This window comes from Streptomyces sp. 11-1-2, assembly GCF_003595545.1.
Classification (GTDB): domain Bacteria; phylum Actinomycetota; class Actinomycetes; order Streptomycetales; family Streptomycetaceae; genus Streptomyces; species Streptomyces hygroscopicus_B.
The window spans coordinates 10,621,752-10,647,686 of sequence record NZ_CP022545.1; the positions used below are offsets into that span (position 1 = coordinate 10,621,752).

At 72.6% G+C, this 25,935-nt stretch carries 19 protein-coding genes and 2 pseudogenes; 8 read left to right on the plus strand and 13 right to left on the minus strand.

The window, feature by feature from the left end; genetic code table 11:
* Nucleotides 1–3: 3 nt before the first annotated feature.
* Nucleotides 4–393 (minus strand): RNA-binding S4 domain-containing protein, encoded by a 390-nt coding sequence (locus tag CGL27_RS45505; RefSeq protein WP_078646037.1) that lies wholly within the window; start codon nt 391–393, stop codon nt 4–6.
* 30 nt (nt 394–423) lie between these two features.
* On the opposite strand from CGL27_RS45505, the gene lpdA reads away from it, so the two are divergent.
* Entirely contained in the window at nt 424–1,824 is a 1,401-nt protein-coding gene (gene lpdA, locus CGL27_RS45510) for a dihydrolipoyl dehydrogenase (protein WP_119993511.1), read from the plus strand.
* Between the two features lie 65 nt (nt 1,825–1,889).
* Entirely contained in the window at nt 1,890–4,547 is a 2,658-nt protein-coding gene (locus CGL27_RS45515; protein WP_346345774.1) for a SpoIIE family protein phosphatase, read from the plus strand.
* 82 nt (nt 4,548–4,629) lie between these two features.
* Here the strand turns inward: CGL27_RS45515 and CGL27_RS45520 are convergent, their stop codons facing one another.
* The 5 genes and pseudogenes from CGL27_RS45520 to CGL27_RS45535 form a co-directional block, all read right to left on the minus strand.
* Nucleotides 4,630–5,628 carry an MBL fold metallo-hydrolase gene (locus CGL27_RS45520; RefSeq protein ID WP_119993515.1) on the minus strand — a complete coding sequence of 333 codons (999 nt, stop codon included), beginning with the start codon at nt 5,626–5,628 and terminating at the stop codon, nt 4,630–4,632.
* Between the two features lie 129 nt (nt 5,629–5,757).
* Complete coding sequence (locus CGL27_RS45525; protein ID WP_119993516.1) at nt 5,758–7,260, minus strand: glutamate synthase subunit beta; 1,503 nt, start codon at nt 7,258–7,260, stop codon at nt 5,758–5,760.
* Between the two features lie 38 nt (nt 7,261–7,298).
* Nucleotides 7,299–8,047 (minus strand): annotated as a pseudogene (locus tag CGL27_RS45530) (nitronate monooxygenase); the annotation flags it as partial.
* Nucleotides 8,048–8,103: 56 nt separating this feature from the next.
* Nucleotides 8,104–8,283, minus strand: a pseudogene (locus CGL27_RS53695) (hypothetical protein); the annotation flags it as partial.
* Between the two features lie 16 nt (nt 8,284–8,299).
* A complete protein-coding gene (locus CGL27_RS45535) occupies nt 8,300–9,391 on the minus strand; it encodes an SGNH/GDSL hydrolase family protein (RefSeq protein ID WP_119993518.1) in 1,092 nt (363 codons plus the stop codon).
* A gap of 142 nt (nt 9,392–9,533) precedes the next feature.
* Between CGL27_RS45535 and CGL27_RS45540 the strand changes: the two genes are divergently transcribed.
* The gene (locus tag CGL27_RS45540; RefSeq protein ID WP_119993520.1) at nt 9,534–11,141 is read left to right on the plus strand and encodes an NAD(P)/FAD-dependent oxidoreductase; all 1,608 of its coding nucleotides are present in this window, start codon (nt 9,534–9,536) and stop codon (nt 11,139–11,141) included.
* Here the strand turns inward: CGL27_RS45540 and CGL27_RS45545 are convergent.
* The 5 genes from CGL27_RS45545 to egtA form a co-directional block, all read right to left on the minus strand.
* Nucleotides 11,131–12,369, minus strand: a complete 1,239-nt coding sequence (locus tag CGL27_RS45545; RefSeq protein WP_119993521.1) for a transglycosylase family protein — start codon at nt 12,367–12,369, stop codon at nt 11,131–11,133. The two genes, CGL27_RS45540 and CGL27_RS45545, sit on opposite strands and share 11 nt — an antisense overlap.
* 452 nt (nt 12,370–12,821) lie before the next feature.
* Nucleotides 12,822–13,787 carry an L-histidine N(alpha)-methyltransferase gene (gene egtD / locus CGL27_RS45550; protein WP_119993523.1) on the minus strand — a complete coding sequence of 322 codons (966 nt, stop codon included), beginning with the start codon at nt 13,785–13,787 and terminating at the stop codon, nt 12,822–12,824.
* Nucleotides 13,784–14,539, minus strand: coding sequence for an ergothioneine biosynthesis protein EgtC (egtC, locus tag CGL27_RS45555; protein ID WP_119993525.1), 756 nt, complete (start codon nt 14,537–14,539; stop codon nt 13,784–13,786). The genes egtD and egtC overlap by 4 nt, the downstream gene beginning before the upstream one ends.
* The gene (gene egtB, locus CGL27_RS45560; RefSeq protein WP_119993527.1) at nt 14,539–15,867 is read right to left on the minus strand and encodes an ergothioneine biosynthesis protein EgtB; all 1,329 of its coding nucleotides are present in this window, start codon (nt 15,865–15,867) and stop codon (nt 14,539–14,541) included. Before egtB ends, egtC begins: the two co-directional genes overlap by 1 nt.
* On the minus strand, nt 15,864–17,120 hold the full coding sequence (egtA, locus tag CGL27_RS45565; protein WP_203348602.1) for an ergothioneine biosynthesis glutamate--cysteine ligase EgtA: 1,257 nt from the start codon (nt 17,118–17,120) through the stop codon (nt 15,864–15,866). Before egtA ends, egtB begins: the two co-directional genes overlap by 4 nt.
* Nucleotides 17,121–17,368: 248 nt before the next feature.
* Here egtA and CGL27_RS45570 point away from each other — a divergent pair, with 248 nt between their 5' ends.
* The 5 genes from CGL27_RS45570 (at nt 17,369) to CGL27_RS45590 (ending at nt 22,711) form a co-directional block, all read left to right on the plus strand.
* Nucleotides 17,369–18,373: an NADPH:quinone oxidoreductase family protein gene (locus CGL27_RS45570; RefSeq protein WP_119993529.1), complete on the plus strand. Its 1,005-nt coding sequence runs from the start codon at nt 17,369–17,371 to the stop codon at nt 18,371–18,373.
* Nucleotides 18,370–19,575 carry an acyl-CoA dehydrogenase family protein gene (locus CGL27_RS45575; RefSeq protein ID WP_078646048.1) on the plus strand — a complete coding sequence of 402 codons (1,206 nt, stop codon included), beginning with the start codon at nt 18,370–18,372 and terminating at the stop codon, nt 19,573–19,575. The genes CGL27_RS45570 and CGL27_RS45575 overlap by 4 nt, the downstream gene beginning before the upstream one ends.
* A complete protein-coding gene (locus CGL27_RS45580) occupies nt 19,572–20,711 on the plus strand; it encodes an acyl-CoA dehydrogenase family protein (RefSeq protein WP_119993530.1) in 1,140 nt (379 codons plus the stop codon). The genes CGL27_RS45575 and CGL27_RS45580 overlap by 4 nt, the downstream gene beginning before the upstream one ends.
* A gap of 126 nt (nt 20,712–20,837) precedes the next feature.
* Entirely contained in the window at nt 20,838–22,355 is a 1,518-nt protein-coding gene (locus CGL27_RS45585) for a GMC family oxidoreductase N-terminal domain-containing protein (protein WP_237299464.1), read from the plus strand.
* Nucleotides 22,356–22,516: 161 nt separating this feature from the next.
* Entirely contained in the window at nt 22,517–22,711 is a 195-nt protein-coding gene (locus CGL27_RS45590; RefSeq protein ID WP_069860708.1) for a hypothetical protein, read from the plus strand.
* A 36-nt stretch (nt 22,712–22,747) separates the two neighbouring features.
* On the opposite strand, the gene CGL27_RS45595 is transcribed toward CGL27_RS45590, so the two are convergent.
* Together CGL27_RS45595 and CGL27_RS45600 are read right to left on the minus strand one after the other, a co-directional pair.
* Complete coding sequence (locus CGL27_RS45595; protein WP_119993532.1) at nt 22,748–24,136, minus strand: family 2B encapsulin nanocompartment shell protein; 1,389 nt, start codon at nt 24,134–24,136, stop codon at nt 22,748–22,750.
* A 71-nt stretch (nt 24,137–24,207) separates the two neighbouring features.
* A complete protein-coding gene (locus tag CGL27_RS45600) occupies nt 24,208–25,620 on the minus strand; it encodes a family 2B encapsulin nanocompartment shell protein (protein ID WP_078646052.1) in 1,413 nt (470 codons plus the stop codon).
* Between the last annotated feature and the right edge of the window lie 315 nt (nt 25,621–25,935).

Consider the following 25,935-nt stretch of genomic DNA (forward strand, 5'->3'; position numbering starts at 1 on the left):
CTCTCAGCCGGTATCGCCGGGCGTACCGCGCAGCCGCTCCATCTCGCGCCGGTCGCGCTTGGTGGGGCGGCCCGTCCCGCGGTCGCGCAGCCCGATCGGCACGGTGTGCTCGCGCGGCGGCGGAGGCGGGCTGTTGTCGACGAAGCACTCCGCGGCCACCGGCGCGCCGACCCGCTTGCGCACGATGCGCGAGACGACCACGACCCGGTCGCGCCCCGCATGGCGCAGCCGCACCTCGTCTCCGGGCCGTACCGCGTGCGCGGGCTTGACGCGCTCGCCGTTGACCCGGACGTGCCCCGCGCGGCAGGCCGAGGACGCCATGGAACGCGTCTTGGTCAGCCGCACGGACCAGATCCAGCTGTCCACCCGTACGGACCCCTCGTCTGAAGCCATACCCCGACTCTAATGTCTAAGGTGCGACGCATGAGCGCACATTTCGACGTGGTGGTTCTGGGAGCCGGCCCGGGTGGCTATGTCGCCGCGATCCGCGCCGCCCAGCTGGGCCTGACCACGGCCGTCGTCGAGGAACGCTACTGGGGCGGCGTCTGCCTGAACGTGGGCTGCATCCCGTCCAAGGCTCTGCTGCGCAACGCCGAGCTGGCCCATCTGTTCATCCATGAGGCCGAGAACTTCGGCATCCGGGTGAACGGCGATGTGACCGTGGACTACCGCGACGCGTTCGAGCGCAGCCGCAAGGTGGCCGACGGACGGGTCAAGGGCGTCCACTATCTGATGAAGAAGAACAAGATCACCAAGTACGAGGGACGGGGCACCTTCACCGGACCCCACGAACTGCGGGTCACTCTCACCGGCGGTGACACGGAGACGGTCACCTTCGACCACTGCGTCATCGCCACGGGCTCGCTCACCAATCTGCTGCCCGGCACCTCCCTCAGCGAGCGGGTGGTGACCTACGAGGAGCAGATCCTCGCCCCCACCCTGCCCGGCAGCGTCCTGATCGCGGGCGCGGGCGCCATCGGCGTGGAGTTCGCGTACATCATGCACAGCTACGGGGTGCAGGTGACGCTGGTGGAGTTCATGGACCGGATCGTGCCCCTGGAGGACGAGGAGGTCTCCGCCGAGCTCACCCGCCGCTTCCGCAGGCTCGGCATGAACATCCTGACCTCCACCCGGGTGGAGGCGATCAACGACACGGGCCCCGCGGTCAAGGTCATGGTGACCACGGGCGGCCAGCGGCAGACCCTGCAGGCCGCCCGGGTGCTGCAGGCCATCGGATTCCGGCCGCGGGTGGACGGATACGGGCTGGAGCACACCGGCGTCCGGCTGACCGAGCGGGGCGCCATCGACGTGGACGGCCTCTGCCGCACCAATGTGCCGCACATCTTCGCCATCGGCGATGTCACCGCCAAGCTGATGCTGGCGCACGCCGCCGAGGCCATGGGCATCGTCGCGGCGGAGACCATCGCCGGGGCCGAGACCATGGAGCTCGACTACGTGATGATCCCGCGCGCCACCTTCTGCCAGCCGCAGATCGCCAGCTTCGGCTGGACCGAGGCCCAGGCGCGGGAGCGCGGCTTCGACATCCGGGTGGCGAAGTTCCCGTTCACCGCCAACGGGAAGGCCCAGGGCCTCGGCGACCCCGTCGGCTTCGTGAAGCTCATCAGCGACGGCCGCCACGGCGAGCTGCTGGGCGGCCATCTCATCGGCCCCGAGGTCACCGAGCTGCTGCCCGAGCTCAGCCTCGCCCAGCAGTGGGATCTGACCGTGCACGAGGTGGCCCGCAACATCCACGCCCATCCGACCCTCAGCGAGGCGGTGAAGGAGGCCGTCCACGGGCTCTCCGGACACATGATCAATCTGTGACCGCCGATGCCCCGCCCCGGCCGCCACCGGGTGTGCGACCCGGGGATATGCGCTAGACAGAGCATGTGAAAGTGCGCTCGGCGCTGGGCTCGCGCAGTGTCGGCGGGCAGGTGTGCGCCCTGATGCTGATCATCGTGACGCTCCTGGTGCTCGCCGCGGGTGCCACGCTGTCCCTCCAGGCCCGCAGCAGCGGGGACAGCCAGGCCCGGGTCAGTGCCCTGACCGTCGCGCGGACCGTCGCCCTCGCCCCCGGCGTCCAGCGGGCGCTGGAGTCCCGCCACCCCTCCACGACCCTCCAGCCCTTCGTCGAGAAGGTCCGGCACCGGACCGACGTCGACTACATCGTGGTGACCTCCCCTCGGGGCATCCGCTGGACCCATCCGGATCCGAAGCTGCTCGGCAAGCCCATCGGCCGTACCCTCTATCCGGCCACGGCGGGCCGGACCTTCACCGACAGGCTCCCGGGCATCACCCGCTCGGTCCCCTCGATCCGTGCCGCCGTGCCGGTCACCGACGCCCGGGGCCGGGTGATCGGCATCGTCAACGCCGGGGTCTCCGTCCCCTCCGTGGCCCGGACGGTCGGCCGCCAACTGCCGATGATCTACGGCTCCACGGCGCTCGCCCTCGTCCTGGGCGGGGGCGGTGCGGCACTCGTGGCCCGGCGGCTGCGGCGCCAGACCCACCGGCTCGACCCCGCCGAGATCACCAGGATGTACGAACACCACGACGCCGTGCTGCGCAGCGTCAAGGAGGGGGTGCTGATCGTCGACGACGAGGGGCTGCTGCTGCTCGCCAACGACGAGGCGCTGCATCTGCTGGGCCTCACGCCCGACGCGCACGGACGGCAGATCACCGACGCCGGCCTGCCCTCGGAGCTCGCCGGGCTGCTCGCCTCCGGCCGTGCGGCCACCGACGCGGTGTATCAGGTCGGGGACCGGCTGCTGGCGGTCAACCAGCGCCCGGCGGAGCGGGACGGAGCGCCCTGGGGCAGCGTCGCCACCCTTCGGGACACCACCGAGCTGCGCGCCCTGACGGACAAGGCCGACCGGGCGTACGCACGCCTTCAGTTGCTCTACGAGGCCGGTGTCCGCGTGGGCAGCAGCCTCGACATGGAAGGGACCGCCCAGGAACTGGCCCGGGTCGCCGTGCCGCGCTTCGCCGACTACGCCACCGTCGATCTGCACGAGGCCGTACTGCGCGGCGAGGAGCCGGGCGACCAGGACTCGTCGTTGCGCCGGGCCGCCTTCAGCGGCATCCGGCAGGACGCCCCGCTGCGCCGTGTCGGCGAGCACGTCTCCGCCTTCCCCGTCACCCAGCGGGCCGGCGGCACCGGCCAGGCGCGCGTGTTCGCCGTGGAGCGGCTGCCGTCCGACCCCGACTGGACGCCGCAGGACCCGGAGCAGGTGGGATGGCTGGTGGCCTACGGCATCCGCTCACTGCTGACCGTGCCGCTCAGCGGGCGCGGCGTCCGCCTGGGCCAGGTGGCGTTCTGGCGCTCGGGGGACGCCCCGCCGTTCGACGAGGAGGACCGGTCCTTCGCCGAGGAGCTGGCCGGCCAGGCGGCCGTCGCCGTCGACAACGCCCGCCGCTACGCACGCGAGCACGCCACCACCCTGGCCCTCCAGGAGAGCCTGCTGCCCCGCGGCCGCCCCGAACAGCAGGCCGTCGTCGCCGCCCAGCGCTATCTGCCCGCCCCCGGCGGGGTGCGAGGCGACTGGTTCGATGTCATCCCCCTGTCGGGGGCCCGGGTCGCTCTCGTCGTCGGCGATGTCGTCGGCCACGGACTGCACGCCGCCGCGACCATGGGCCGGCTGCGCACCGCAGTGCTCAACTTCTCCGTCGTGGACCTTCCGCCCGATGAGCTGCTGGCCCGGCTCGATGACGTGGTCGACCTGGTCGACCGGGAGGAGACGGCCGTGAACGGCGGCGTCGGGGCGGCGGGGGCCACCTGTCTGTACGCGGTCTACGATCCGGTCTCCCGGCACTGCACCCTGGCGCGGGCCGGTCATCCGCCCCCGGCCCTGGTCCATCCCGACGGTTCCGTGACCTTCCTCGACCTGCCCGCAGGACCGCCGCTGGGACTTGGCGGCCGGCTCTACGAGATGACCGAGACCGAGCTGCCCGAGGGCAGCCGCCTCGTCCTCTACACCGACGGACTCGTCCGGGACCGCGAACGGGACCTCGTGACCGGGCTCGACCAGCTGCGTGACGCCCTCACCGATGCCGACCCCGATCCGGAGCGGGCCTGCGACGCCGTGATGGCCGCCCTGCTGTCGCCGCGCCGCACCGACGACGTCTGCCTGCTCATCGCCCGTACCACCGCGCTGGACGAGCGCCGGGTGGCCTCCTGGGAGCTGCCGCCGGACCCGGAGGTCGTGGCCCGGATGCGGGCGGCCGTCGCCCGCACCCTGGCCGACTGGAACCTGGAGGAGGCCGCCTTCACCACCGAGCTGGTGGTCAGCGAGCTGCTCGGCAACGCCATCCGGCACGCCGTCGGCCCCGTGCGGCTGCGTCTGATGCGCAACCGGGCGCTGATCTGCGAGGTCGCCGACGGCAGCACCACCGCACCGCATCTGCGCCGGGCGGCCATCACCGACGAGGGCGGACGCGGGCTGTTCCTCGTCGCCCAGATGGTCCAGCGCTGGGGCACCCGCTACACCAGGAACGGCAAGATCATCTGGACCGAGCAGGATCTTCCGGCCGCGGAACGCGCCCCGCGGTGACACCGGCGACGTACGGACCGCCGTCGACCGGCCCCGGCCGCCGTCCGCGGCCCCCGTCACCCGCGTTCCGCCGCGGGTGCCGTCAGGCCGAGGCCGTCGGCGCGCCCTCGCGCCGCTCCCACGCCACCTGGGCGAGGTCGGCCATGGTGGCCACGAGATCCGCCGCCTCGTCCGTGCCGTTCAGATGCCGGTACTCCGAGCCCACCGTGATCACCAGCCGCTCGGGCAGGCCCAGCGCCGGATAGGTGTTCTCGGCGATGAGGGTGCGGGCGGCCTCCAGGGCCGGTACCCCTGCCGTGTGCAGCTGCCGGGTGCGGTCCCGCAGATGCTCCAGATAGCCGATGTGGCCGCGGACCCCCTCCCGGTCGAGGACCGGCCCATGGCCGGGGACGATCACCTCGGCCCCGGTCGCGAGCACCCGCTCGCAGGCGGAGATCACATTGTCCAGGGGGCCCGCCCAGTGCACCGCGTGGTCGCCGGGGTCCTGGGGACCGGAGGCGAAGATGACATCGCCGGTGAACGCCACCTTCTGCCGCGGCAGATACGCCACCAGATCGCCCGCGGTGTGCGCGGACGGCAGACTGAACAGCCGCACCGGCACCTGGCCCACCCGCAGGTCGAGTTCGCCCACGAAGGTGAGCGTCGGCTCGACCACCTCGGTGCCGGACCAGTCGAACCGCCCGAAGTGCCGCTGGAGATACCAGCCGAGCGGGGTCGCCGGATCGCTGCCGTGCACCAGGGCGTGCAACTGCTGCGGCGAGGGCTCGTACTCGATGTGGCCGAGCGCCTCGCGGGTGGCGACGATCTCCGCGTCCGGTACGACCTCCGCGCCCCACAGGTGGTCGCCGTTGGCATGGGTGACGATCACCCGCTCGATCCTGGCCCCGCCGGGCAGCAGGGCGCGGCTGCGTTCCAGGAAGTCAGCGGCCATCCGCCGGTCGTAGGGGGTGTCGATCCAGGCGGCGGCGCCGTCGGGCGAGACGACCAGACCGCAGTTGGCCAGACCCCATCCGGCGCTCGGGGTGGGGGACCAGATGTGCACACCGTCGGCCACGGTGAGGAGGGGCGATTGCGAGATCATGGACGCACACTATTCCCGCGCCGCGCGCCCGCGGCAGGCGGCCCGCTCTCCGGGCGCCGGTGGCCGGGCGCTGATGTCCGAGCACCGGTGTCGGCCACCTGTGCCGACCACCGGAGTGCCGTCCCGTCGTCAGGCCGTCATCGGGCGGTCGGCCGCCCCGACCGGCGCCGGGAGTGTCGTCGAGCCCGCGAGATAGCGGTCCACGGCGGCCGCGGCGGAGCGGCCCTCGGCGATCGCCCAGACGATCAGCGACTGGCCACGGCCCGCGTCGCCCGCTACGAACACCCCGTCCGCGCCGGTGGCGAAGGACGCGTCACGTGCGACGGTGCCGCGCTCGTCGAGCTCCAGCCCGAGCTGGTCGAACAGCCCGCTGTCCGGCTCCGGGCCACGGAAGCCGAGGGCCAGCAGCACCAGATCCGCCCGGAGCACCCGCTCCGCGTCCGGCCCGGGCTGCCCGTCGGCCCGGGCCCCGATCAGGCGCAGCGCCCGGACGCCGCCGTGCGGCCGCTCCGCGTCCGGTGCCGTCCCCTCGAAGCGGACGGTGGTCGCGGAGAAGACCCGCGCGTCCACGTCCGCCTCCGGAGAGGCCGTCAACTCCCGCGCCTCCTCATGGGCGGCGGACATCCGGTAGATCTTGGGGTAAGTGGGCCAGGGCTCGCCGTCGGCCCGTTCGTCGCCGGGCCGGGGGTGGATGTCCAGCTGGGTCACGGAGGCGGCGCCCTGCCGCAGCACGGTGCCCAGGCAGTCCGCGCCGGTGTCCCCGCCGCCGACGATGACCACATGCTTGCCCTCGGCGGTGATCGGCGGCCGGGCGTAGTCGCCCTCGCGCACCCGGTTGGCCATCGGCAGATACTCCATCGCCTGATGGATCCCGGACAACTCCCTTCCGGGGACGGGGAGTTCGCGACAGGCCCGGGCGCCCACCGCTATCACGAGTGCGTCGTAGCGCGCTCGGAGCTCGGCGGCGTCCAGATCGGTGCCGACGTCCACGCCGGAACGGAACTTGGTGCCCTCCGCCCGCATCTGCCCCAGCCGCCGGTCCAGATGGCGCTTCTCCATCTTGAACTCGGGGATGCCGTAGCGGAGCAGCCCGCCCATCCGGTCGTCGCGCTCGTACACCGCCACGGTGTGTCCCGCGCGGGTGAGTTGCTGGGCCGCGGCCAGGCCCGCGGGCCCCGAGCCGATGACGGCGACGGTCCGGCCGGACAGCCGCTCCGGTGGCTTGGGGGTCACATATCCGCTCTCCCAGGCCCGGTCGGCGATGGCCACCTCGACGTTCTTGATGGTGACCGCCGGCTGGTTGATGGCCAGCACACAGGCGCTCTCGCAGGGGGCCGGGCACAGCCGGCCGGTGAACTCGGGAAAGTTGTTGGTCGCGTGCAGCCGCTCGCTCGCGCGCAGCCAGTCGTCACGGGAGACCAGGTCGTTCCACTCCGGGATGAGGTTCCCCAGCGGGCAGCCCTCGTGGCAGAACGGGATGCCGCAGTCCATGCAGCGGTCCGCCTGGGCGTTGATGATCGGCAGCAGGGCGCCGGGCGCCTGGACCTCGTTCCAGTCCCGCACCCGCTCGTCCACCGGACGGCGGGGCGGAAGACGACGGGGTGTGGTGAGGAAACCCTTGGGATCGGCCATGATGACCTCCCACTACCCGTGTCATGGTCTGGCCGCTTTCACCCAACTGTACGACCGCCGGTCAGCCGGGCCAGGGTCGTGGCGGCCTCGGCCATGATCCGGTCCACCGGATCCGCGCGGCAGGGCAGATCCCCGATCACCCCGGCCACCTGTCCGGAGGCCATCACCCCTCGTGTCGGTGCGGCCGTCGACCATCGACGCCTTGAGCGGCATCGGGGTGGTGGCGGCCAGCAGGACCTGGCTCCAGGTGAGGCCCTTGCCGTGCCGCATGGCGGGCCCGTCGCGCACCATCCGCGGCCGGCTCAGCCCGGCCGGCCGCCGGAAGGCGGCGGCGTGGCGCACGGCGCGCAGCAGCGCGGCGGTGCGGCAGTGCGGCCGGAGCGCTCGAGGGAGTCGACCAGTTCGCCGCGGAGCATCCGGTGCGGGAGCCCGTCCACCGCCGTGGTGACGGTGACATCGGTGACCGCCGCCGCCAGATGGCGCGCCTTCACGGCGTCCGGGACCGTGCTGTCGGAGGTGAGCGGAAACCGGGTGCCCATCGCGATCCCCGCCGCCCCGTAGGCGAGCGCGGCCGCCGGCCCCCGTGCGTCATGGGAGCCGCCCGCGGCCACGACGGGGATGTCCACCGCGTCCACGACCTGGGGAGCGGCACGGTGGTGGCCACCTGCCCGGTGTGGCCGCCGCCCTCGGCGCCCCGCACCGGCGCCGCGTCCGCGCCCCAGCCCGCGCCCTTCTCCGCATGGCGCCGGGCGTCCACGGAGGGGATGACCACCACGCCCGCGTCCTTCGGCCGGTCGCCGCCGAGATGGCCCCCGCCGAGGCCCCGTACACCGCGTCGAACGCGTTCAGCAGCCCCAGCTCGTGCAGGGCCAGCGTCATACCGGCCGACCCTGTGCCGCGCATCCCGCCGCCCTCGATCGCCAGCACCACCCGGTATCCGTCCGTACGTGCCCCGGGCAGGCTGCCGGCCTCCGTCCGGTCGGCGAGTACCTTCATCGGCCGGTGGCGGGCGGCGGCTCTCATATCGCCGTCGTAGCCGCTACTCCGCCGCGGTCATCAGTATCGGCACACAGCGGGCCCGGTGCAGCAGGGTGGTGAAGCGCGAGGCGAGGACCGGATGGCCGGCGGCCGCGGGATGCAGGCGGTCCGAGCCCTCGGGCTCCAGCATCAGCGGCGTACAGGCGGGGCCGAACACATCGGGGCCGTGGAGGTAGTGCAGCCGCGTGTCGCCGTGGTCGCGCAGCAGCGTCACGGCCCGGCGGATGTGCGCCCGGCACTCGCGCATCGTCATCCCCGAAGGGCCCGGCACCTCCTCCCGCTCGGGTGCGGTGATCGTGGACATCACGGCGAACGGGGTCGTGGGGTGGCCCTCGCGCACGGTGGGCACGAAACCGACGAGCGCCGAGACCAGCGCGTCGCGGTTATGGCTGCCGAGCGCCTGGACGTTGACCCCGACGCAGAGGGTGAGGAGATCGGCCGGCAGATCCCGCATCAGCCGCGCGGTCATGGGCTCCAGACAGCTCGACGCGCCCAGGGCCAGCGAGGTGAGATCCCACCCGGCCCGCCGGGCCACCAGGGCGGTCCAGGCCCGGCTCGGGGACGCGGCGCCGCGCCCCTGAGAGATGGAGCTGCCGCAGTGGACCCAGCGCGGCTGCCGCCCGGGGGCCTCGCCTTCCAGGGCCGCGCCCGCCTCCACGGACAGTCCGCACAACCGGAACTGATGGTAGAAGGGCAGCCACAGCTCGACCGCCGCCATCCGCCCGGGCAGGCCGTCGCACCGGAACTCCGCGTCCCCGCCGTGGGTTTCCAGCTCCACCGTGGCGGCCGGTCGCCCGTCGCACAGCACATCGAGGCGGGCCCGCTCCTCGGGCCCGTTCAGCCTGGGCGCGGGGTCGGCCTGGTAGCGGCAGACGAGCGAGGCGCTGTCGGTGCGCAGCGTCACCCGCACCCCGGACGGCATCGCCGCCCGGCCCAGCCCGCCCCCGGGGAGATACAGCGCCGCCTCCTCGCGCGGCAGCCGCCAGGGGGCGGTCCACCCGGGGCCGCGCTGCAGCGACACCGCGCCCCGGTAGCGCAGCCGGGGATCGTCGTGGCGGATGTCGAGCTGGGCGCGGACGGGCTGGGTCTGCATGAGCGCGAGTCTTGCACCGCCCTACGACACCCCTTCCACGACACCGCCCTGCGGCCTTCGGCCCGCCCCGCGGTCTTCGCATAGCATGCCGAATCCGGGCATACGAGCCCTACTGTGTGACGGACGGCAGGAGGAACACCAGATGGCCGAGGCGGACGCCGTCATCGTCGGGTCCGGTGTCAATGGCCTCGTCGCCGCGGCGGAGCTGGCCCTGGCCGGATGGTCCGTCGTCCTGGTGGAACGCGAGCCGAACATCGGCGGGTTCATCGCCACCGAGGAGCGCACCCTGCCCGGCTATCTCCACGACACCTACTCCTCATGGCATCCGTTGTTCGTCTCCGGCCCGGCGTACGCGCGTCTCGGAGAGCTGTTGCGCCGCCATGGGCTGGAGTACCGCAACACCGACGAGTGGGTCACCGCCAGCGTGGCCGACGACGGCCGGGTCACCCTGGCCCACCGCGATCCGCGGCGCACCGCCGAGGGTTTCGCGCACGACGAGGACAGGGCCGCGTATCTGGCCGCGCTCGGCCGACTGGGCGACAACATGGCGGCGATCGGCGGCCTGATGAGCGGTGAGCTCCGCTCACCGGCCGTCTTCCGCCCCGCGGCCGCGCTGCTCCGCGGCGGCGGGCGGCGGGGGGTGGAGCGGTGGGTGCGCTCGGTGGCCGCCGGCGGCCGTGGATACACCCGTGCGGAGTTCCGCGGGGACGAGGTGGACCATCTCTTCGCCCCATGGCTGCTGCACGCGGGGCTGTCGCCGGACCACGCGTCGGGCGCGCTCCTGATGACGTTGCTGGCCGCCGGCCTGCATGGCGCCGGGGTGCCGGTGGTGGCCGGGGGCGCGGGCCGGTTCCTGGACGCCTTCAAGTCGCTGCTGGCGACGACGGGGGCACGGGTGGAGACCGGCACCCGGGTCGACCGCATCCTCGTCGAGCAGGGGCGCGCCGTAGGAGTGGCGTCCGGCGGCCGGGTCTTCCGCGCCCGCCGCGCCGTCCTCGCCTCGGTGACGCCCACCGCCTTGTACGGCACCCTCCTTCCGGAGGGCTCGGTCCGGCCTGAACTGCGGGACGAAGCACGGCGATTCCGCTACGGCCGCGCCGCGATGCAGATCCATGTGGCGCTGTCCCAGCCGCTGGGCTGGCGCGACGCGCGTCTGAACACGATCCCGGTCGTGCATCTCTCCGGCGGGTCCGGCAGCACCGGTATCGCCTGCGCCGAGGCCGAGGCGGGCCTTCTGCCCCGGCGGCCCACGGTGGTCGTCGGGCAGCAGTACGTCCTGGATTCCAGCCGGGTGCCGCCCGGGGCAGCCGCACTGTGGCTGCAGTTGCAGGAGGTGCCGTTCACCCCGCGCGGAGACGCGGCCGCTCAGGGCTGGACCCCGGAGCTGGCCCGCGGCTACGCCGACCGCGTCCTCCACCAGATCGCCGGGCACGCGCCCGATCTGCCCGGCAAGGTCCTCGCCGTCGATGTCATCGCGCCCCCGGACCTCACCCGCCGGAACCCCAACGCGGTCGACGGCGACCCTTACGGTGGCTCGCTCGAACTCGACCAGAGCTTTCCGTGGCGCCCGCTGCCCTCCTCCGGACGGCATGCGACCGACATCCGCGGACTCTGGCACATCGGCGCGTCCACACACCCGGGGCCGGGGCTGGGCGGCATCTCCGGGCACACGGTGGCCACCACGCTCACCACAGGGGCCCGATTCGCCCGCCTGCCCCGGCTCTCACCCGGGCGCCGGATCAGAGGCTGACGCCGTGTGACCGCAGATAGGCGAGCGGATTGACGTCCGAGCCGTAGCCGGGGCCGGTGCGGATCTCGAAGTGGAGATGCGGTCCGGTGGCGTTTCCCGTCGAGCCGGAACGGCCGATCTGCTGGCCGCCGTTGACGCTCTGCCCGGCCCGCACCGACAGCTGCGAGAGATGGGCGTACTGGCTGTACTTGCCGTCCGGATGCCGGATGACCACCTGATAGCCGTAGGCGTCGCCCCAGCCCGCCGAGACCACCTGGCCCGTGCCCACGGCCTTCACCGAGGTGCCGATGCCGACAGGGAAGTCCACGCCCGTGTGGTAGCCGCTCGACCAACTGGAGCCGGCCGACCGGTAGGCGGTGCTCGGGTTGACGCCGCTGACGGGGGCGGTGAAGCCCGAGGAGGCGACGCGCTTGGTGTTCTGCTCCCGGCTGTTGTGGGGCTTCTCGGCCTTCGGCTGCGGCGCGGGCTTCGCCTTGGGCTTCGGCTTGGGCTTCTCCTTGGTCTGGTGGTGGCGCTCGGGTTCCGCCTTGGGCTTGGCGGTGGCCTTACCGCCCTTCAGGGAGAGCTTCTGACCGGGGTAGATCAGATCCGGATCGCCGCCGATCGCCTCGCGGTTGCTCTCGTAGAGCGCCTCCCAGCCGCCGGTGACATCGTGGGAGTCGGCGATACCGGACAGCGAGTCGCCGCTGACGACCACATAGCGGCCGGACTTCGTGGAGCTGTGCCCCGGGAGGCTGGTGGGTGTGGGCTTGCTCGCCGCCGCCTGCTGGGCCTTCTCGGGCCGCTGTGCCTCCTTGACCGGGGCGGCGGACGTCTTGACGATCTTCGGCGCACTCTGCGGTGCCGCGTCGCCCCGCGTCAGCCCGGCCTTCCCCGAGCACACCGGCCAGGCGCCGGGACCCTGGCCGTCGAGCACCTTCTCCGCGATCGCGATCTGCTGGTCCTTGGTGGCCAGATCGGCCCGCCCCGCGTAGGCGCTGCCGCCGTACGCCTCCCATGTGCTCTGCGTGAACTGCAGCCCGCCGTAGAAGCCGTTGCCGGTATTGACGTCCCAGTTGTCGGTGGACTCGCACTGGGCGACCTTGTCCCAGGTCTCACCCGAGGCCGCGGACGCGCCCGCGGCGCCGATGAGCGGAAGGGCGATTCCGGCGCCGCCCGCCGTGACGCTCAGTGAGGCACGGGAGATGCGGTTGGGCTTGTAACGGCGGTGGCGTCCCCGTAAGGGCATGGACGGCTCCTTCTCGTGCTGCCGGGTGCGGCGCGCTGCCGGGCGGGCCAAAGATAAGGGGGCCGATTTGGCCTCAACAAGAGGGGGATCGCCTGGAAAGAGGGCCACAGCGCGCTGTGCTGCGACCCTCTTCCGCTTATGTGATGTGCATCACACAATTTCTGTCGGTGGTTCGAGCGGGACGCAGGGTGACGGACTGCCCCGGCTGCCAGGCGAAGGACACGGCGGAGAACTCGGACGAGGCGAACAGCTCGTCACCGGCCTGGACTTCGATCGTCGCCGGGCCGCGACGCGGTCACCGTCACGGTGTCCGGTGCGGCGGGCGCCGCCGATGCGGCGTCGCGCACCGTGAGCGCGCCGAGCCGCCACCACATCGCCTCGCCCCACCCGTGAACGTGCCGCCGCCCGGGGCCGATGCCCCGGGCGGCAACGTGCGGTGATCTGCCGAGCGGTCAGCGGCGGACGGCCAGCGACACCGCGAAGCGGCCCTGCGCGTCGGTCCACCAGCGCCGCGAGTCCATCCCCGCGGCGGCCAGTTCGGCCCGCACCTTCTCCTCCCGGAACTTGCTGGACACCTCCGTACGGACCTCCTCCCCGGCCTCGAAATGGACCGCGAGATCCATGGCGGGGATCTTCGCCGTGAGGTCCTTACGGGCCCTCAGCCGCATCTCGATCCACTCCTCCTCGGCGTTCCACACCGCCACGTGGTCGAAGTCGGAGGGGTCGAAGTCGGCGCCCAGTTCGCGGTCGAGCACCGCCAGCACGTTCTTGTTGAACGCCGCGGTGACCCCCTGTGCGTCGTCGTAGGCGGAGACCAGCGTGGCCTCGTCCTTGACCAGGTCGGTGCCGACCAGCAGCGCGTCGCCGGGCTCGAGCAGATCGCTCACCGAGGCGTAGAAGGCGGCCCGCTCGGCCGGCAGCAGATTGCCGATCGTGCCGCCGAGGAAGGCCAGCAGCCTTGGACCCGGTGTGTCGTCGGGCAGCGCGAGCCCGTTCATGAAGTCGGAGACCAGCGCGTGCACCGTCAGCCGTGGATGCTCGGCCAGCAGGGCCTCCCCGGCCAGTTCCAGTGCGCTCTCGCTCACGTCGACGGGGACGTAGACGCGCAGATCCGGCAGCGCCCGGATCAGATGGCGGGTCTTCTCGGAGGAGCCGGAGCCCAGTTCGACCAGGGTGCGGGCCCCGGTGGCGTCGGCGATCTCCGCCGCGCGGGCGATGAGGATCTCCCGCTCGGCACGGGTCGGGTAGTACTCCGGCAGCCGGGTGATCTCTTCGAAGAGCGCGCTTCCCCGGGCGTCGTAGAACCACTTGGGCGGAAGCTGTTTGGGGGTGCTGGTCAGCCCGTCGGCCACATCGGCGCGCAGGGCGGCCGCGGTGGCATCGGCGGGCAGGGTGCGGGTGACGGTGAAGGGGCTCAACGGGAAGCCTCCTTAAGGGCGGTGAGCAGTACATCGGTGCGGGTGGCGGTGAGCAGGGTGCGGTCGGGGACCTCCGTCCAGCCGGGGTCCTGGTCGTACGGCTCGGAGGCCACCACCACGCCCCGGTCCGGTTCGGCCAGGTACCACAGGGTGTCGCCCCAGGCGGTGGCGGCGATGGTCTCCCCGTCCATGAGCAGCAGGTTCAGCCGTGAGTCGGGGGACGCACCGGCGAGCTGCTCGACGGCCTCGGCCAGCGCCTCCGGCGGCTCGTGGCCCAGCCGCAGCCGGCGCAGCACCAGCGCCCAGACGAACGCCGAGTCACACCGCGCCTCCAGGCCGAGCAGATCCACGGGCGGCAGGGAGGCGGCGAGGTCCGCGACCGCGTGCGGCCAGTCGCGGATCGCCCCGTTGTGGCTGAACAGCCAGGTCCCGGCGGCGAACGGCGAGGCGCCCGCCTCACCGTCCGCACTCGCCTCGGTGGCGTCCCTTACGGCGGCCATCAGCGCCCCGGTCCGCACCACGCGGGCGAGGTCGGCGAACGACAGATCGCCCCAGATGGGCCCGGCGCGGCGGTAGCGCGCGGGCACCGGGTCGCCCGACGCGTACCAGCCGACGCCGAACCCGTCGGCGTTGACCGTGCCGTGCGCCTGCCGCCGCGGCGCCCACGACTGCCGGAACAGGCTGTGCTCGGGCGCCATGACCACCTCGCCGATGGGGGTCCGCGGTCCGAGGTACGCCAGATGCCTGCACATCAGGACGCGTCCCGAGCGGTGCGGAAACCCGAGAAGATCTGGCGGCGGACCGGCAGGTCCCAGTTGCGGAACGTGCCCCGGCAGACGACCTCGTCCACCGCGAAGGAACCGCCGCGCAGCACCTTGTGCGCCGGGCCGAAGAAGACTTCCGAGTACTCGCGGTACGGGAAGGCACGGAACCCCGGGTAGGGCAGGAAGTCGCTCGAGGTCCACTCCCACACATCGCCGATCAGCTGCCGCACCCCCAGTGGGGAGGCGCCCTTCGGATAGCTTCCCGCCGGTGCGGGCCGCAGATGGCGCTGGCCGAGGTTGGCCTGGTCGGGGGCCGGGTCGGCGTCGCCCCACGGATAGCGCCGGGACCGGCCGCTGTCCGGGTCGTGGCGGGCGGCCTTCTCCCACTCCTCCTCGGTCGGCAGCCGCCGCCCCGCCCAGCGGGCATAGGCGTCCGCCTCGTACCAGCTCACATGCACCACCGGCTCGTTGGGCGGCACCGGCTCGGTCACCCCGAACCGGCGGCGCAGCCACTGCCCGCCCTCGCGCCGCCAGAACAGCGGGGCGGCGAGGCCGTGCTCCTGGATGTGGGCCCAGCCCTCGGCCGTCCACCAGCGCCGCTCGCCGTAGCCGCCATCGGCTATGAACCGCTCGTACGCGCCGTTGGTCACCGGTGTGGTGTCGATGTGGAAGGCCGGGACCAGCCGGTGGTGCGCGGGCCGCTCGTTGTCCAGGGCCCAGGGCTCGGTCGAGGTGCCCATCGTGAACGGGCCGCCCGGAATCAGCACCTCCTCGGGCAGCGCCGCGCCGTCCGCCGTGTCGGGCGGCGGCGGGGCGGTGAGCGCGGCGGGTCCGCGGCGTAGCTGGTGAGTGATGAGCATCGTCTCGTCGTGCTGCTGCTCATGCTGCGCGATCATGCCGAAGGCGAAGCCCGCGTCGACCAGCGGGGCGCCGCGCAACTCGATCCGCTCGAGGATGTCCAGCACCCGGCCGCGCACCTCGTGGACATAGCCGCGGGCCTCGGCGGGCGCCAGCAGCGGCAGGGCGGGCCGCTCGGCGCGCGGATGCTCGAAGGCGTCGTAGATCGAGTCGATCTCGGGGCGCAGCGCGTCACGGCCGCCGACCGCGCGCAGCAGCCACTGCTCCTCCTGGTTCCCGATATGCGCCAGATCCCAGACCAGCGGGGACATCAAGGGGGAGTGCTGGGCGGTGAGGTCGGGCTCGTCCACGCAGGTGGTGAGGGCGTGGGTACGGTCGCGCGCGGTGCGCAGTGCCAGCTCGGCGCGCCGGCGCAGCGCCTCGGGATCGATGGTGAGGTCGGAATCGGGGGCGGTCATGGCCGTCCCTCCTTACCGGTGAGAGGAGCGAGCAGATCGTCGGCGGGACATCGGCCGCGGGCCACATAGCGGTCGGTGAAGGCGGCGACGGCGGCGGTGATGGCGGGGGAGGCGCCGAGGCGGGGCAGCGCGTCCAGCGCCGTGGCGAAGCAGCTGACGGCGGCGGCGCGCAGCTCGGGTTCGGCCAGACCGTGGCGCGCGGCGGCCCGCCACAGCCGATTGCCAGGTGCGGGGCGTGCGCCCGCCGTCTCGGCGAGCGGCTTCACCACCCGGTAAACCGTTTCAGCAGCCTGCGGATCGTCGAAGAGGGCGACCGTGACGGCGAGGGGGACGATCCAGCCGTCCTCACCGCTCTGCGCGTCGATCATGCGCAGTTCCAGATGGCCGCGCGGGCGGACAGGGGGAAAGAGCGTGGAGACGTGGAAGTCGAGATCGTCGAGGGTGGGCGGCCGGGGCAGCCCCGTCCGGGCCCACTGGCGGAAGGTCACCCCGGACGGCACCGCCCAGGGCCCCTTCTCGTCCCGGATGGCCATCACGGGCGCGTCCAGCACATAGTGCGCCCAGGCGGTGCGGGGATCCCCGCCGTCGGGCGGGGCGTGGGTGCGGCCGGGCTCCATCGCCGTCCACACCGCCTGCCGGGTGGAGCGGTAGCCCGTGGGGCGGCCCTGGCGCAGCGGCGAGTTGGCGAACGCGGCGGTCAGCACCGCGCCCAGCAGATGGGCGAGCCGCCAGCGCCGTGCCATGCCGAGCGGTCCGGGCTCCTCGTGTCCGGCGTCCACGCAGACCTGCACGGAGGCGGTGCTGCACATCATGGAGCGCCCGGCCGGCCCCCGGCGGTCGAAGTAGGTCTCCATGCATTCGTACCGGGGTGTGGTGAGGAACCGTCTCGGCGGGCGCCAGGGGTCGTGGCCATGGCCGGCCAGGCCGAGGCCGAGCCCGGTGAGAAGGGAGCGTACGAGGACCAGATCGGCGGCGGCGGACTCCACACACTCGGTGAGGGAGTCGGCCGGAAGGGAGCTGAGCTCCACCTGGCCGCCGGGTTCGAAGGTGATGGCGGACCGCAGCGGCAGTCCGCGCAGGGCGGTGACCGCGGCTTCGAGCCGGGCCGCCTCGATGGGTCGTGCGGGGACGTGCGGGTCGTACAGGAGCCATTCGAGCTCGACTCCGATGCGGCGCGGCGGCCCTGTCTTGAAGCAGATGCCGTGCAGCCGGGCCTCCATCTCGGCCTCGCTGATCGCCTTGTCGTCGGGCACTGTCTCTCTCCCGTCCCGTTCCGGCAACGGCTCGCTGTGAAACGAGCCGATATGTCGCCGTCCACCTTTACCTGCCGACGCACCGGGCTCAAGGGTGCCTCCAGAGTTACACAAGAGTTCATCCGTCGCCGGGTGGGCCAGGCAGGATGGCTGACGGCCGTGGCGGTTCCCCTGCTCGTACCGACTGGTTAGTATGTGCGCCCGGCGCGGGTAACGCGTCCCGACGATCCGTTTGTGGAGGCCACCGGATGCAGGCATGGCGAGTGCACGACAATGGCGAGCCGGGTGAGGTCATGCGCCTCGACGACGTGCCCGATCCCCAGGCGGGACCGGGACAGCTGCTGCTGCGGGTCCGGGCCGTCGACGTCAACTTCCCCGACGCACTGCTGTGCCGCGGCCAGTACCAGGTGCGGCCGCCCCTGCCGTTCACCCCCGGTGTCGAGGTGTGCGGCGAGGTCGTCGCCGTCGGCGAGGGCGCCGAGGGCGAGGTGGGCTCCCGCGTCCTGGCCACGCCCACGCTCCCCGCGGGCGGCTTCGCCGAGCTGGTGCCCGTCGAGGCGGCGAACGTGCTGCCCGCGCCCGACGCCCTGGACGACGCCGAGGCCGCGGCGCTGCACATCGGCTACCAGACCGGCTGGTTCGGCCTGCACCGCAGGGCCCGCCTCCAGTCCGGCGAAACGCTTCTGGTGCACGCCGCCACGGGCGGGGTCGGCAGCGCCGCCGTCCAGCTCGGCAAGGCGGCCGGGGCGAGGGTGATCGGGGTCGTCGGCGGCGACGACAAGGCCCGGGTCGCCCGCGAGCTCGGCTGCGACCTCGTCCTCGACCGGCGCGCCGATGACATCGTGGCGGCCGTCAAGGAGGCCACCGGCGGACGCGGCGCGGACGTCGTCTACGACCCGGTCGGCGGCGACGCCTTCGTCAAGTCCGTCAAATGCGTCGCCTTCGAGGGCCGCATCGTGGTCGTCGGCTTCGCCAGCGGCGTCGTCCCCCAGGCCGCCCTCAACCACGCCCTGGTCAAGAACTACGCCATCCTCGGCCTCCACTGGGGCCTGTACAACACCCACGACCCGGCCGCGATCCTCGCCTGCCACGAGGAGCTGACCAAGCTCGCCGCACAGGGCACCGTCAAGCCGCTGGTCAGCGAGCGCGTACCGCTGGCAGGCGCGGCCGACGCCGTGCAGCGCGTCGCCGACGGCGTGACCACCGGCCGTGTGGTGGTCCTCCCCGGGCAGTCCGCCGGAGGCGCCCGATGAGCGCCGCCGGGCAGCACCCCGCCGTGGACGCCGACGAGCTGCGCCGCCGCGTCCGCGACCTCCTGGACGCCCATCCGCCCGCCACCACCGAACCCCTGGACTTCCTGCGCGCCCGCTTCGACGCCGGACTCGCCTGGGTGCACTACCCGGCCGGACTCGGCGGCCTGGACGCCCCGCGCTCCCTGCAAGCCGTCGTCGACGCCGAGCTGACGGCCGCCGGCGCACCCGACAACGACCCCCGCCGCATCGGCATCGGCCTGGGCATGGCCGCCCCCACCATCCTCGGCTTCGGCACCGACGAGCAGCGACAGCGGCTGCTGCGTCCGCTGTGGACCGGTGAGGAGGTGTGGTGCCAGCTGTTCAGCGAGCCCGGCGCCGGATCCGACCTCGCGGCCCTGGCCACCCGGGCCGTGCGCGACGGCGAGGACTGGGTGGTCGACGGACAGAAGGTCTGGACCTCCAGTGCCCATATCGCCCGCTGGGCCATCCTCATCGCCCGCACCGACCCCGACCAGCCCAAACACCGCGGCATCAGCTACTTCATCTGCGATATGACCGACCCCGGGGTCGAGGTGCGGCCACTGCGCCAGATCACCGGCGAGGCGGAGTTCAACGAGGTCTTCCTCACCGGTGTGCGGATCCCCGACAGCCGGCGGCTCGGCGAGATCGGCGAGGGCTGGCGCGTCGCCCAGACCACCCTGATGAACGAGCGGGTCGCTATCGGCGGCGGCCGCGTCCCCCGCGAGGGCGGCATGATCGGCCTGGTCGCCGACACCTGGCGCGAACGGCCCGAACTGCGCACCCACGACCTCCACCAGCGGCTGCTGCGGCTGTGGATGGAGTCCGAGGCGGCCCGGCTCGCGGGCGAGCGGCTGCGCCAGCAGCTCGCGGTCGGCCAGCCCGGCCCCGAGGGCTCGGCCATGAAACTCGCCTTCGCCCGCCTCAACCAGCACATCAGCGCGCTGGAGGTCGAGCTGCTGGGGGAGGAGGGGCTGCGCTACGACGACTGGACGCTGCGCCGCCCCGAACTGGTGGACTTCACCGGACGCGAGGCCGGCTACCGCTATCTGCGCGCCAAGGGCAACTCCATCGAGGGCGGCACCTCGGAGGTGCTGCTCAACATCATCGCCGAACGCGTCCTGGGCCTGCCGCCCGAGCCGCGGACCGACAAGGACCTCCCGTGGAAGGACCTGCCCCGATGAGCACCCCGGACCTGCTCTACTCCGAGGCGGAGGACGATCTGCGCGCGGCCGTACGGTCGCTGCTCACCGACCGCTGCCCGCCCGCCACGGTGCTCTCCCAGGCCGAGAGCGGCCGGGCCCACGACGTCGCACTGTGGGGTGCGCTCGGTGCCGATATGGGCACTGCCGGACTGCTGGTCCCCGACAAGCTCGGCGGCCAGGGCGCCACCGCGCGCGAGGCGGCCGTCGTCATGGAGGAGCTGGGCCGCGCCGTCGCCCCCGTGCCCTACCTCACCAGCGCCGTCCTCGCCGCCAGTGCCCTGCTCGGCTGCGACACCGACCAGGAGCCGGTGGCCCGGCTGCTCGGCGCGCTCGCCGAGGGCCGCACGGTCGGCGCCCTCGCGCTGCCGCTGTCCACCGTGGCCGGTGTGCCCGGCACGCCCGCCGCGACCGTACGGGCCGACGGCGACGGAACGCTCAGCGGCCAGGTCTCCGGGGTCGCGGGCGCGGCGGGCGCCGAGGTGCTGCTCGTCCCCGCCACCGGCGCGGACGGATACGGGCTGTACGCCGTGGAGACCGCCGAGACCAGCGTCACCGTCGAGCCCCTCACCTCGCTCGACCTCACCCGCCCGCTCGCCGCGGTGACCCTCACCGGCGCCCCGGCCCGCAGGCTGGCCGGGCCCGACCGGGCCGCGGCGGCCATCGGGCGGGCGCTGCTGACCGGGGCCGGGCTGCTCGCCTCCGAGCAGCTGGGCGTGGCCGAATGGTGTCTGACCGAGACCGTCCGCCACACCAAGGAGCGCCATCAGTTCGGGCGCCCCATCGGCTCGTTCCAGGCACTCAAGCACCGTATGGCCGCGCTGTGGCTGGAGCTGGTCTCGGCGCGCGCCACCGCCCGCTACGCGGCCGACGCACTGGCCACGGACAGCCCGGACACACCGGTCGCGGTGGCCGTGGCCCAGGCGCACTGCGCCGAGGTGGCGGTGCGCGCGGCCGAGGAGTGCGTTCAGCTGCACGGCGGCATCGGCATGACCTGGGAGCACCCGGCGCATCTGTATCTCAAGCGGGCCAAGAGCGATGAGATCGCTCTTGGCACCCCCGGCCGTCACCGGCAGGCGCTCGCCGGGCTGGTGGATCTGGCGGCCCCCACCGGCTGACCGGCCGGATCCGGCGAACCCGCCCCCGCTCCGCGATCACGCCACTAGAGTGCCGCACAGCTGTTCGGCGCTCTGGTGGCGAACGGCCGTGCGGCACGTCGGACGAGGCCGGAACAGGGGCACATGATGAGCGACTTCGACTACATCGTGGTGGGGGCGGGCTCGGCGGGCGCGGCGGTGGCGGCCCGGTTGACGCAAGCCCCGGACACGCGGGTGCTGCTGCTGGAGGCCGGGAAGGACGACGCGGCCGAGCAGATCCACGACCCCACCGCGTGGTTCACCCTCATCGGCGGTGAGCACGACTGGGGCTACACCACCGTCCCGCAGCCGGGCCTCGCCGGACATCCGCAGGCCGCCGCGCGCGGCAAGGTGCTCGGCGGCTCCAGCAGCATCAATGTGATGACCTACGTCCGCGGCCACCTGGGCACCTTCGACGCGTGGGCCGCCGACGGCTGCACCGGCTGGGACGCCGCGTCGGTGCTGGAGATCTTCCGCGCCATCGAGCACACCGAGGGCCGTGACCCCCGCTTCCGCGGCACCGGCGGCCCGCTGCGGCTCAGCCGGGCCGACACGCCCAACCCGCTGACCGCCGCCTTCCTCGACGCCGCCAAGGAACTCGGCCACCCCTTCAACGACGACTTCAACGCGGCGGAGAGCGACGGCGCCGGACGCCATGAGTGGACCATCCACGAGGGGCGCCGCCAGAGCACGGCGGTCGCCTATCTCGATCCGGCGATGGACCGCCCCAACCTCACCGTCCGCACCGAGGCCCACGCACACCGGCTGCTCTTCGAGGGCACCCGCTGCGTCGGCGTCGAATACGCCGGCTCCGGCGGTGTGGCACGGCGGGTGCGCGCGGCGCGGGAGGTCATCGTGTGCGCCGGTTCGGTCGACTCGCCCAAGCTGCTGATGCTCTCCGGGATCGGCCCGGCCGGCCATCTGCGCGAGGTGGGCGTCCCGGTGCTGGTGGACGCCCCGGAGGTGGGGGCCAATCTGCAGGACCACCCCCTGGTCGGGCTGGTCCACGAGGCGGACACCCCGCTGCCGCCGCCCCCTTTGACCACCGCCGAGGCGGCCCTCTTCACCCGGACCGACCCCGGGCTGCCTCGCCCCGACCTCGAAGTGTTCCTCTTTCACATCCCCTTCCACCCGAGGCTGCTGCCGTTCCCGCGGAACACCTTCACCCTGACGGCCGCCGCGATGCAGCCCCACAGCCGGGGCACGGTCCGGCTCTCCGGCGCGGACCCCGAGGACCGGCCGCTGATCGACCCCGGCTATCTCAGCGACGGAAGGGACCTCGCCACCCTGGTCCAGGGAGTCGAACTGGCCCGGTCGCTCGCCGCCACCGACGCGTTCGGGGCGTGGCAGCCGCGCGAACTGCTGCCCGGCCCCGGTGTGAGCGGCCGGGACGGGCTGGCCGACTTCGTCCGAGAGAACGCCGGCACCTACTTCCACCACGTCGGCACCTGCCGGATGGGCGGGGACGAGGAATCCGTGGTGGACCCCCGGCTGCGCGTCCGGGGTGTCGAGGGGCTGCGGATCGCCGACGGATCGATCATGCCGTCGATCGTCTCGGCCAACACCAACGCGGCCTGCGTCATGATCGGCGAGATGGCCGCCGAGCTGATCCGCCACGACGCCTGAGACGGCTCGCCACGCCCGCTCACCACCGAGGGGCGATAGCAGGGGAGTAACCGCACAGCAGATCGGCACCCGTATGGAGCACCAGCCGACGGCGGTGCAGGGGCGATTCTGGGCCACACTGACGGCCGGATTCCGATGCTCCGTGGCCGAGGAGGCTCCCCATGGCCATTTCCATCTCCGTGGTCCTGCTGCTTCTGATCCTGGCGGTGGTCTTCCTCCGCAGCGGCGGATTGCGCATCTCGCATGCGCTGGTCTGTGTGACGCTGGGCTTCTACCTGGCGAGCAGCAGCGTGGCGCCCACCATTTCCGAGGGGCTCGCCGCCACCGCGGACGTGGTCAGCAGCGTCCGCCCCTGACCCACGCCCGCGGCGACCGGCCAATCCCAGCCGGGCTCAGCGGCCGATCTCGACGTCCTCCAGCACACCGACCGCATCGGGCACCAGAATCGCCGCCGAGTAGTAGGCGGAGACCAGATAGGACGTCACGGCCTGCTCGCTGATGCCCATGAACCGGACGTTCAGACTGGGCTCGTACTCGTCCGGGATACCGGTCTGACGCAGACCGATGACCCCCTGGCTCTCCTCCCCGGTGCGCATCGCCAGGATGGAGCTGGTGCCGGACTCGCTGATCGGGATCTTGTTGCAGGGCAGCAGCGGAACCCCGCGCCACGCCCGCACCGCGACCCCGGCCACCTCGATGCCCTGCGGATACAGACCACGGTCGCTGCACTCACGCCCGAAGGCGGCGATGGTGCGCGGATGCGCCAGCAGATACTGGGTCTTGCGGCGCCGTGCCAGCAGCTCATCGAGGTCGTCGGGGGTGGGTGGTCCGCTGCGGGTGTGGATGCGCTGGGAGAGGTCGGCGTTGTGCAGCAGGCCGAATTCGCGGTTGTTGACGAGCTCGTGTTCCTGGCGTTCGCGCAGGGCTTCGATGGTGAGGCGGAGTTGCTGCTCGACCTGGTTCATGGGCTCGTTGTACAGGTCGGCGACGCGGGTGTGGACGCGGAGCACGGTCTGGGCCACGCTCAGCTCGTACTCGCGCGGCGCCAGCTCGTAGTCCACGAACGTGCCCGGCAGGACCGGCTCACCCGCGTGGCCGGACGCGACGGCGATATCGGCCTCACCGCGCCGGTTCTGAGCGGGCGTGGACCGCTCCGAAAGCCCCTGGAGATGGTCGCGCAGCGCATCGGAGCGGTCGGCGGCCTCCTGGACGACGCGGCGGGGGAGAGTGAGCACCGTGGTCCGGGTGACGGCCCGGACGCTGAACTCCCAGGTGTGCTCCGGACCGGTCAGCACCGCGTCGCCGAAGTACTCCCCGTCGGCCAGCACCGCCAGCGTGGTGCCCTCGTCATAGGCGCCGGGGGCGACCTGGCGGACCTTGCCGTGGGCGATCAGGAACACCTGGTCGGCCGGGCGGCCCGCCTCCACCAGCACATCCCCGGGCGCGTACTCACGCTGGACGCACCCGTCGGCCAGCGATTCCAGTACGGCGGTGTCCCCGAAGCCGCGCAGCGTCGGCAGCTCGCCCAGCTCCGGTGGGATGACCCGCACCTGCGATCCGGTGCTGATGAACTCCACCCGACCGTCTCCGACCGTGTACGTCAGTCGGCGGTTCACCCGGTACGTACCGGCCGACACCTGCACCCAGGGGAGGACGCGCAGCAGCCACCGGGAGGAGATGGCCTGCATCTGCGGAACGGACTTGGTGGTGGTCGCCAGATTCCGTGCGGCGGCCGTGCCCAGACTCAGCGGCTGCTCACCGGACTCCACGGAAGTGGTCATAAGTGCTCATCACCCATTTCGGTAGATCTTCGGGAAGGTATGCGAAGGCCACGGGCCCGGTCGGGCGGGCGTCAGAGTCCGATTTCCACGTTCTCCAGAATTCCGAGCGCGTCCGGGACGAGCACGGCCGCGGAATAGTAGGCGCTGACGAGATACGAGATGATGGCCTGCTCGCTGATTCCCATGAACCGCACCGAGAGGCTCGGCTGGTATTCGTCGGGAATTCCGGTGCGGTGCAGTCCGATGACCCCCTGGTTCTCCTCCCCGGTGCGCAGGACGAGAATCGAGGTCACTCCGCTCCGGGACACCGGAATCTTGTTGCACGGGAAGATGGGCACGCCCCGCCAGGCCGGCATCGCATGGCCGTTCACCTCCGTGGGCTGCGGGGAGATGCCACGGCTGTTGAACTCGCGGCCGATGGCCGCGATGGCGCGCGGATGCGCCAGGATCAGCCCCGGGTCCTTCCAGACGGTGGCCAGCAGCGCGTCGAGGTCGTCGGGGGTGGGTGGTCCGCTGCGGGTGTGGATGCGCTGGGAGAGGTCGGCGTTGTGCAGCAGGCCGATCTCGGGGTTGTTGACGAGCTCGTGTTCCTGGCGTTCGCGCAGGGCTTCGATGGTGAGGCGGAGTTGCTGCTCGACCTGGTTCATGGGCTCGTTGTAGAGGTCGGCGACGCGGGTGTGGACGCGGAGCACGGTCTGGGCCACGCTCAGCTCGTACTCGCGCGGCGCCAGCTCGTACTCCGCGAACGTGCCCGGCAGGATCGGCTCGCCCGAATGTCCCGAGGCCAGTGCGATGGCGGCCTCCCCGTGCTCGTTCTGCTCGGCCTCCGGCGCCGAGCGCACCCCCTCCACATGCGCCCGCAGTCGCGGTGAACGGTCCAGCTGCTCCTCGAACTCCTGCCGGGGCAGGGCCAGCACCGTGCAGGACGTCACGGCCTTCACGGTGATGCCCCAGGTGCCCGCCTCGGCGGCGGTCAGCTCCGGCTCCCCGATGTGGTCGCCGCCGGCGGCCGAGCCGACCACCGCGGGCTCGTCGAACGCGCCCTCGGTCAATTTGTCGACCTTGCCATGGGCGATGAGGAGAAGCTCATCGGCCGGGCGCCCGGCCTCGACCAGCACTTCGCCCGGCGCGAATTCCCGCTGGGCGAAGCGGTCCGCCAGGGCCCCGAGCACCGAGGTGTCCTCGAAACCGCGCAGCAGCGGCAGCTCGCGCAGCTCGACCGGGATGACCCGCACCTCGGACCCGGTGGTGGTGAACTCCACCCGGCCGTCGCCGAGCGTATGGGACGCCCGGCGGTTCACACGATAGGAACCGCCCGGAACCTGCACCCACGGCAGCATGCGCAGCAGCCACCGGGAGCTGAGGCCCTGCATTTGCGGAACGGATTTGGTCGTCGTCGCCAGATTCCGTGCGGCCGCCGTGCCGAGACTCAACTGCGGCTGCGAATTTTCGGTACCGGAACCCGGTTCAACGGACGTCGTCATCGTGAATGCTCACCCATCCCTGTACGGACCTTGAGGACAAATTCCGCTCGAGCAACTGCCAAGCTATCAGCGGACTTTGGGTGGTGCATTCACTCAAAAGAGTGCCTGGGTGATGGTTATGTCGGCGGTCGCGGACGGGTAAACACTCCGAATGCGCGCCGCGGGCCGACGGCCTTCGCGACCGACCCCGCCCGTTCACCCGGCGCCCGCGCACCTGTCGCGCCTCCCCGTGGGCGGGCACCGCGGGCCATCCCCTCGGCACCCCGGGAACGGTGAGGAAATGGCCGGGGACCACCCGTGGAACTCTTCGCGCAG

What these genes read in the sequence shown, in the direction of transcription:
- egtC (WP_119993525.1), bottom strand. Translation starts at nt 14,539, where the DNA reads ATGTGCAGGCATCTGGCGTACCTCGGACCGCGGACCCCCATCGGCGAG.
- egtB (WP_119993527.1), bottom strand. Translation starts at nt 15,867, where the DNA reads ATGACCGCCCCCGATTCCGACCTCACCATCGATCCCGAGGCGCTGCGC.
- CGL27_RS45525 (WP_119993516.1), bottom strand. Translation starts at nt 7,260, where the DNA reads ATGGCCGATCCCAAGGGTTTCCTCACCACACCCCGTCGTCTTCCGCCC.
- CGL27_RS45545 (WP_119993521.1), bottom strand. Translation starts at nt 12,369, where the DNA reads ATGCCCTTACGGGGACGCCACCGCCGTTACAAGCCCAACCGCATCTCC.
- CGL27_RS45595 (WP_119993532.1), bottom strand. Translation starts at nt 24,136, where the DNA reads ATGACCACTTCCGTGGAGTCCGGTGAGCAGCCGCTGAGTCTGGGCACG.
- CGL27_RS45600 (WP_078646052.1), bottom strand. Translation starts at nt 25,620, where the DNA reads ATGACGACGTCCGTTGAACCGGGTTCCGGTACCGAAAATTCGCAGCCG.
- CGL27_RS45520 (WP_119993515.1), bottom strand. Translation starts at nt 5,628, where the DNA reads ATGATCTCGCAATCGCCCCTCCTCACCGTGGCCGACGGTGTGCACATC.
- CGL27_RS45575 (WP_078646048.1), top strand. Translation starts at nt 18,370, where the DNA reads ATGAGCGCCGCCGGGCAGCACCCCGCCGTGGACGCCGACGAGCTGCGC.
- CGL27_RS45535 (WP_119993518.1), bottom strand. Translation starts at nt 9,391, where the DNA reads ATGCAGACCCAGCCCGTCCGCGCCCAGCTCGACATCCGCCACGACGAT.
- CGL27_RS45585 (WP_237299464.1), top strand. Translation starts at nt 20,838, where the DNA reads ATGAGCGACTTCGACTACATCGTGGTGGGGGCGGGCTCGGCGGGCGCG.
- CGL27_RS45540 (WP_119993520.1), top strand. Translation starts at nt 9,534, where the DNA reads ATGGCCGAGGCGGACGCCGTCATCGTCGGGTCCGGTGTCAATGGCCTC.
- CGL27_RS45505 (WP_078646037.1), bottom strand. Translation starts at nt 393, where the DNA reads ATGGCTTCAGACGAGGGGTCCGTACGGGTGGACAGCTGGATCTGGTCC.
- CGL27_RS45580 (WP_119993530.1), top strand. Translation starts at nt 19,572, where the DNA reads ATGAGCACCCCGGACCTGCTCTACTCCGAGGCGGAGGACGATCTGCGC.
- lpdA (WP_119993511.1), top strand. Translation starts at nt 424, where the DNA reads ATGAGCGCACATTTCGACGTGGTGGTTCTGGGAGCCGGCCCGGGTGGC.
- CGL27_RS45570 (WP_119993529.1), top strand. Translation starts at nt 17,369, where the DNA reads ATGCAGGCATGGCGAGTGCACGACAATGGCGAGCCGGGTGAGGTCATG.
- CGL27_RS45590 (WP_069860708.1), top strand. Translation starts at nt 22,517, where the DNA reads ATGGCCATTTCCATCTCCGTGGTCCTGCTGCTTCTGATCCTGGCGGTG.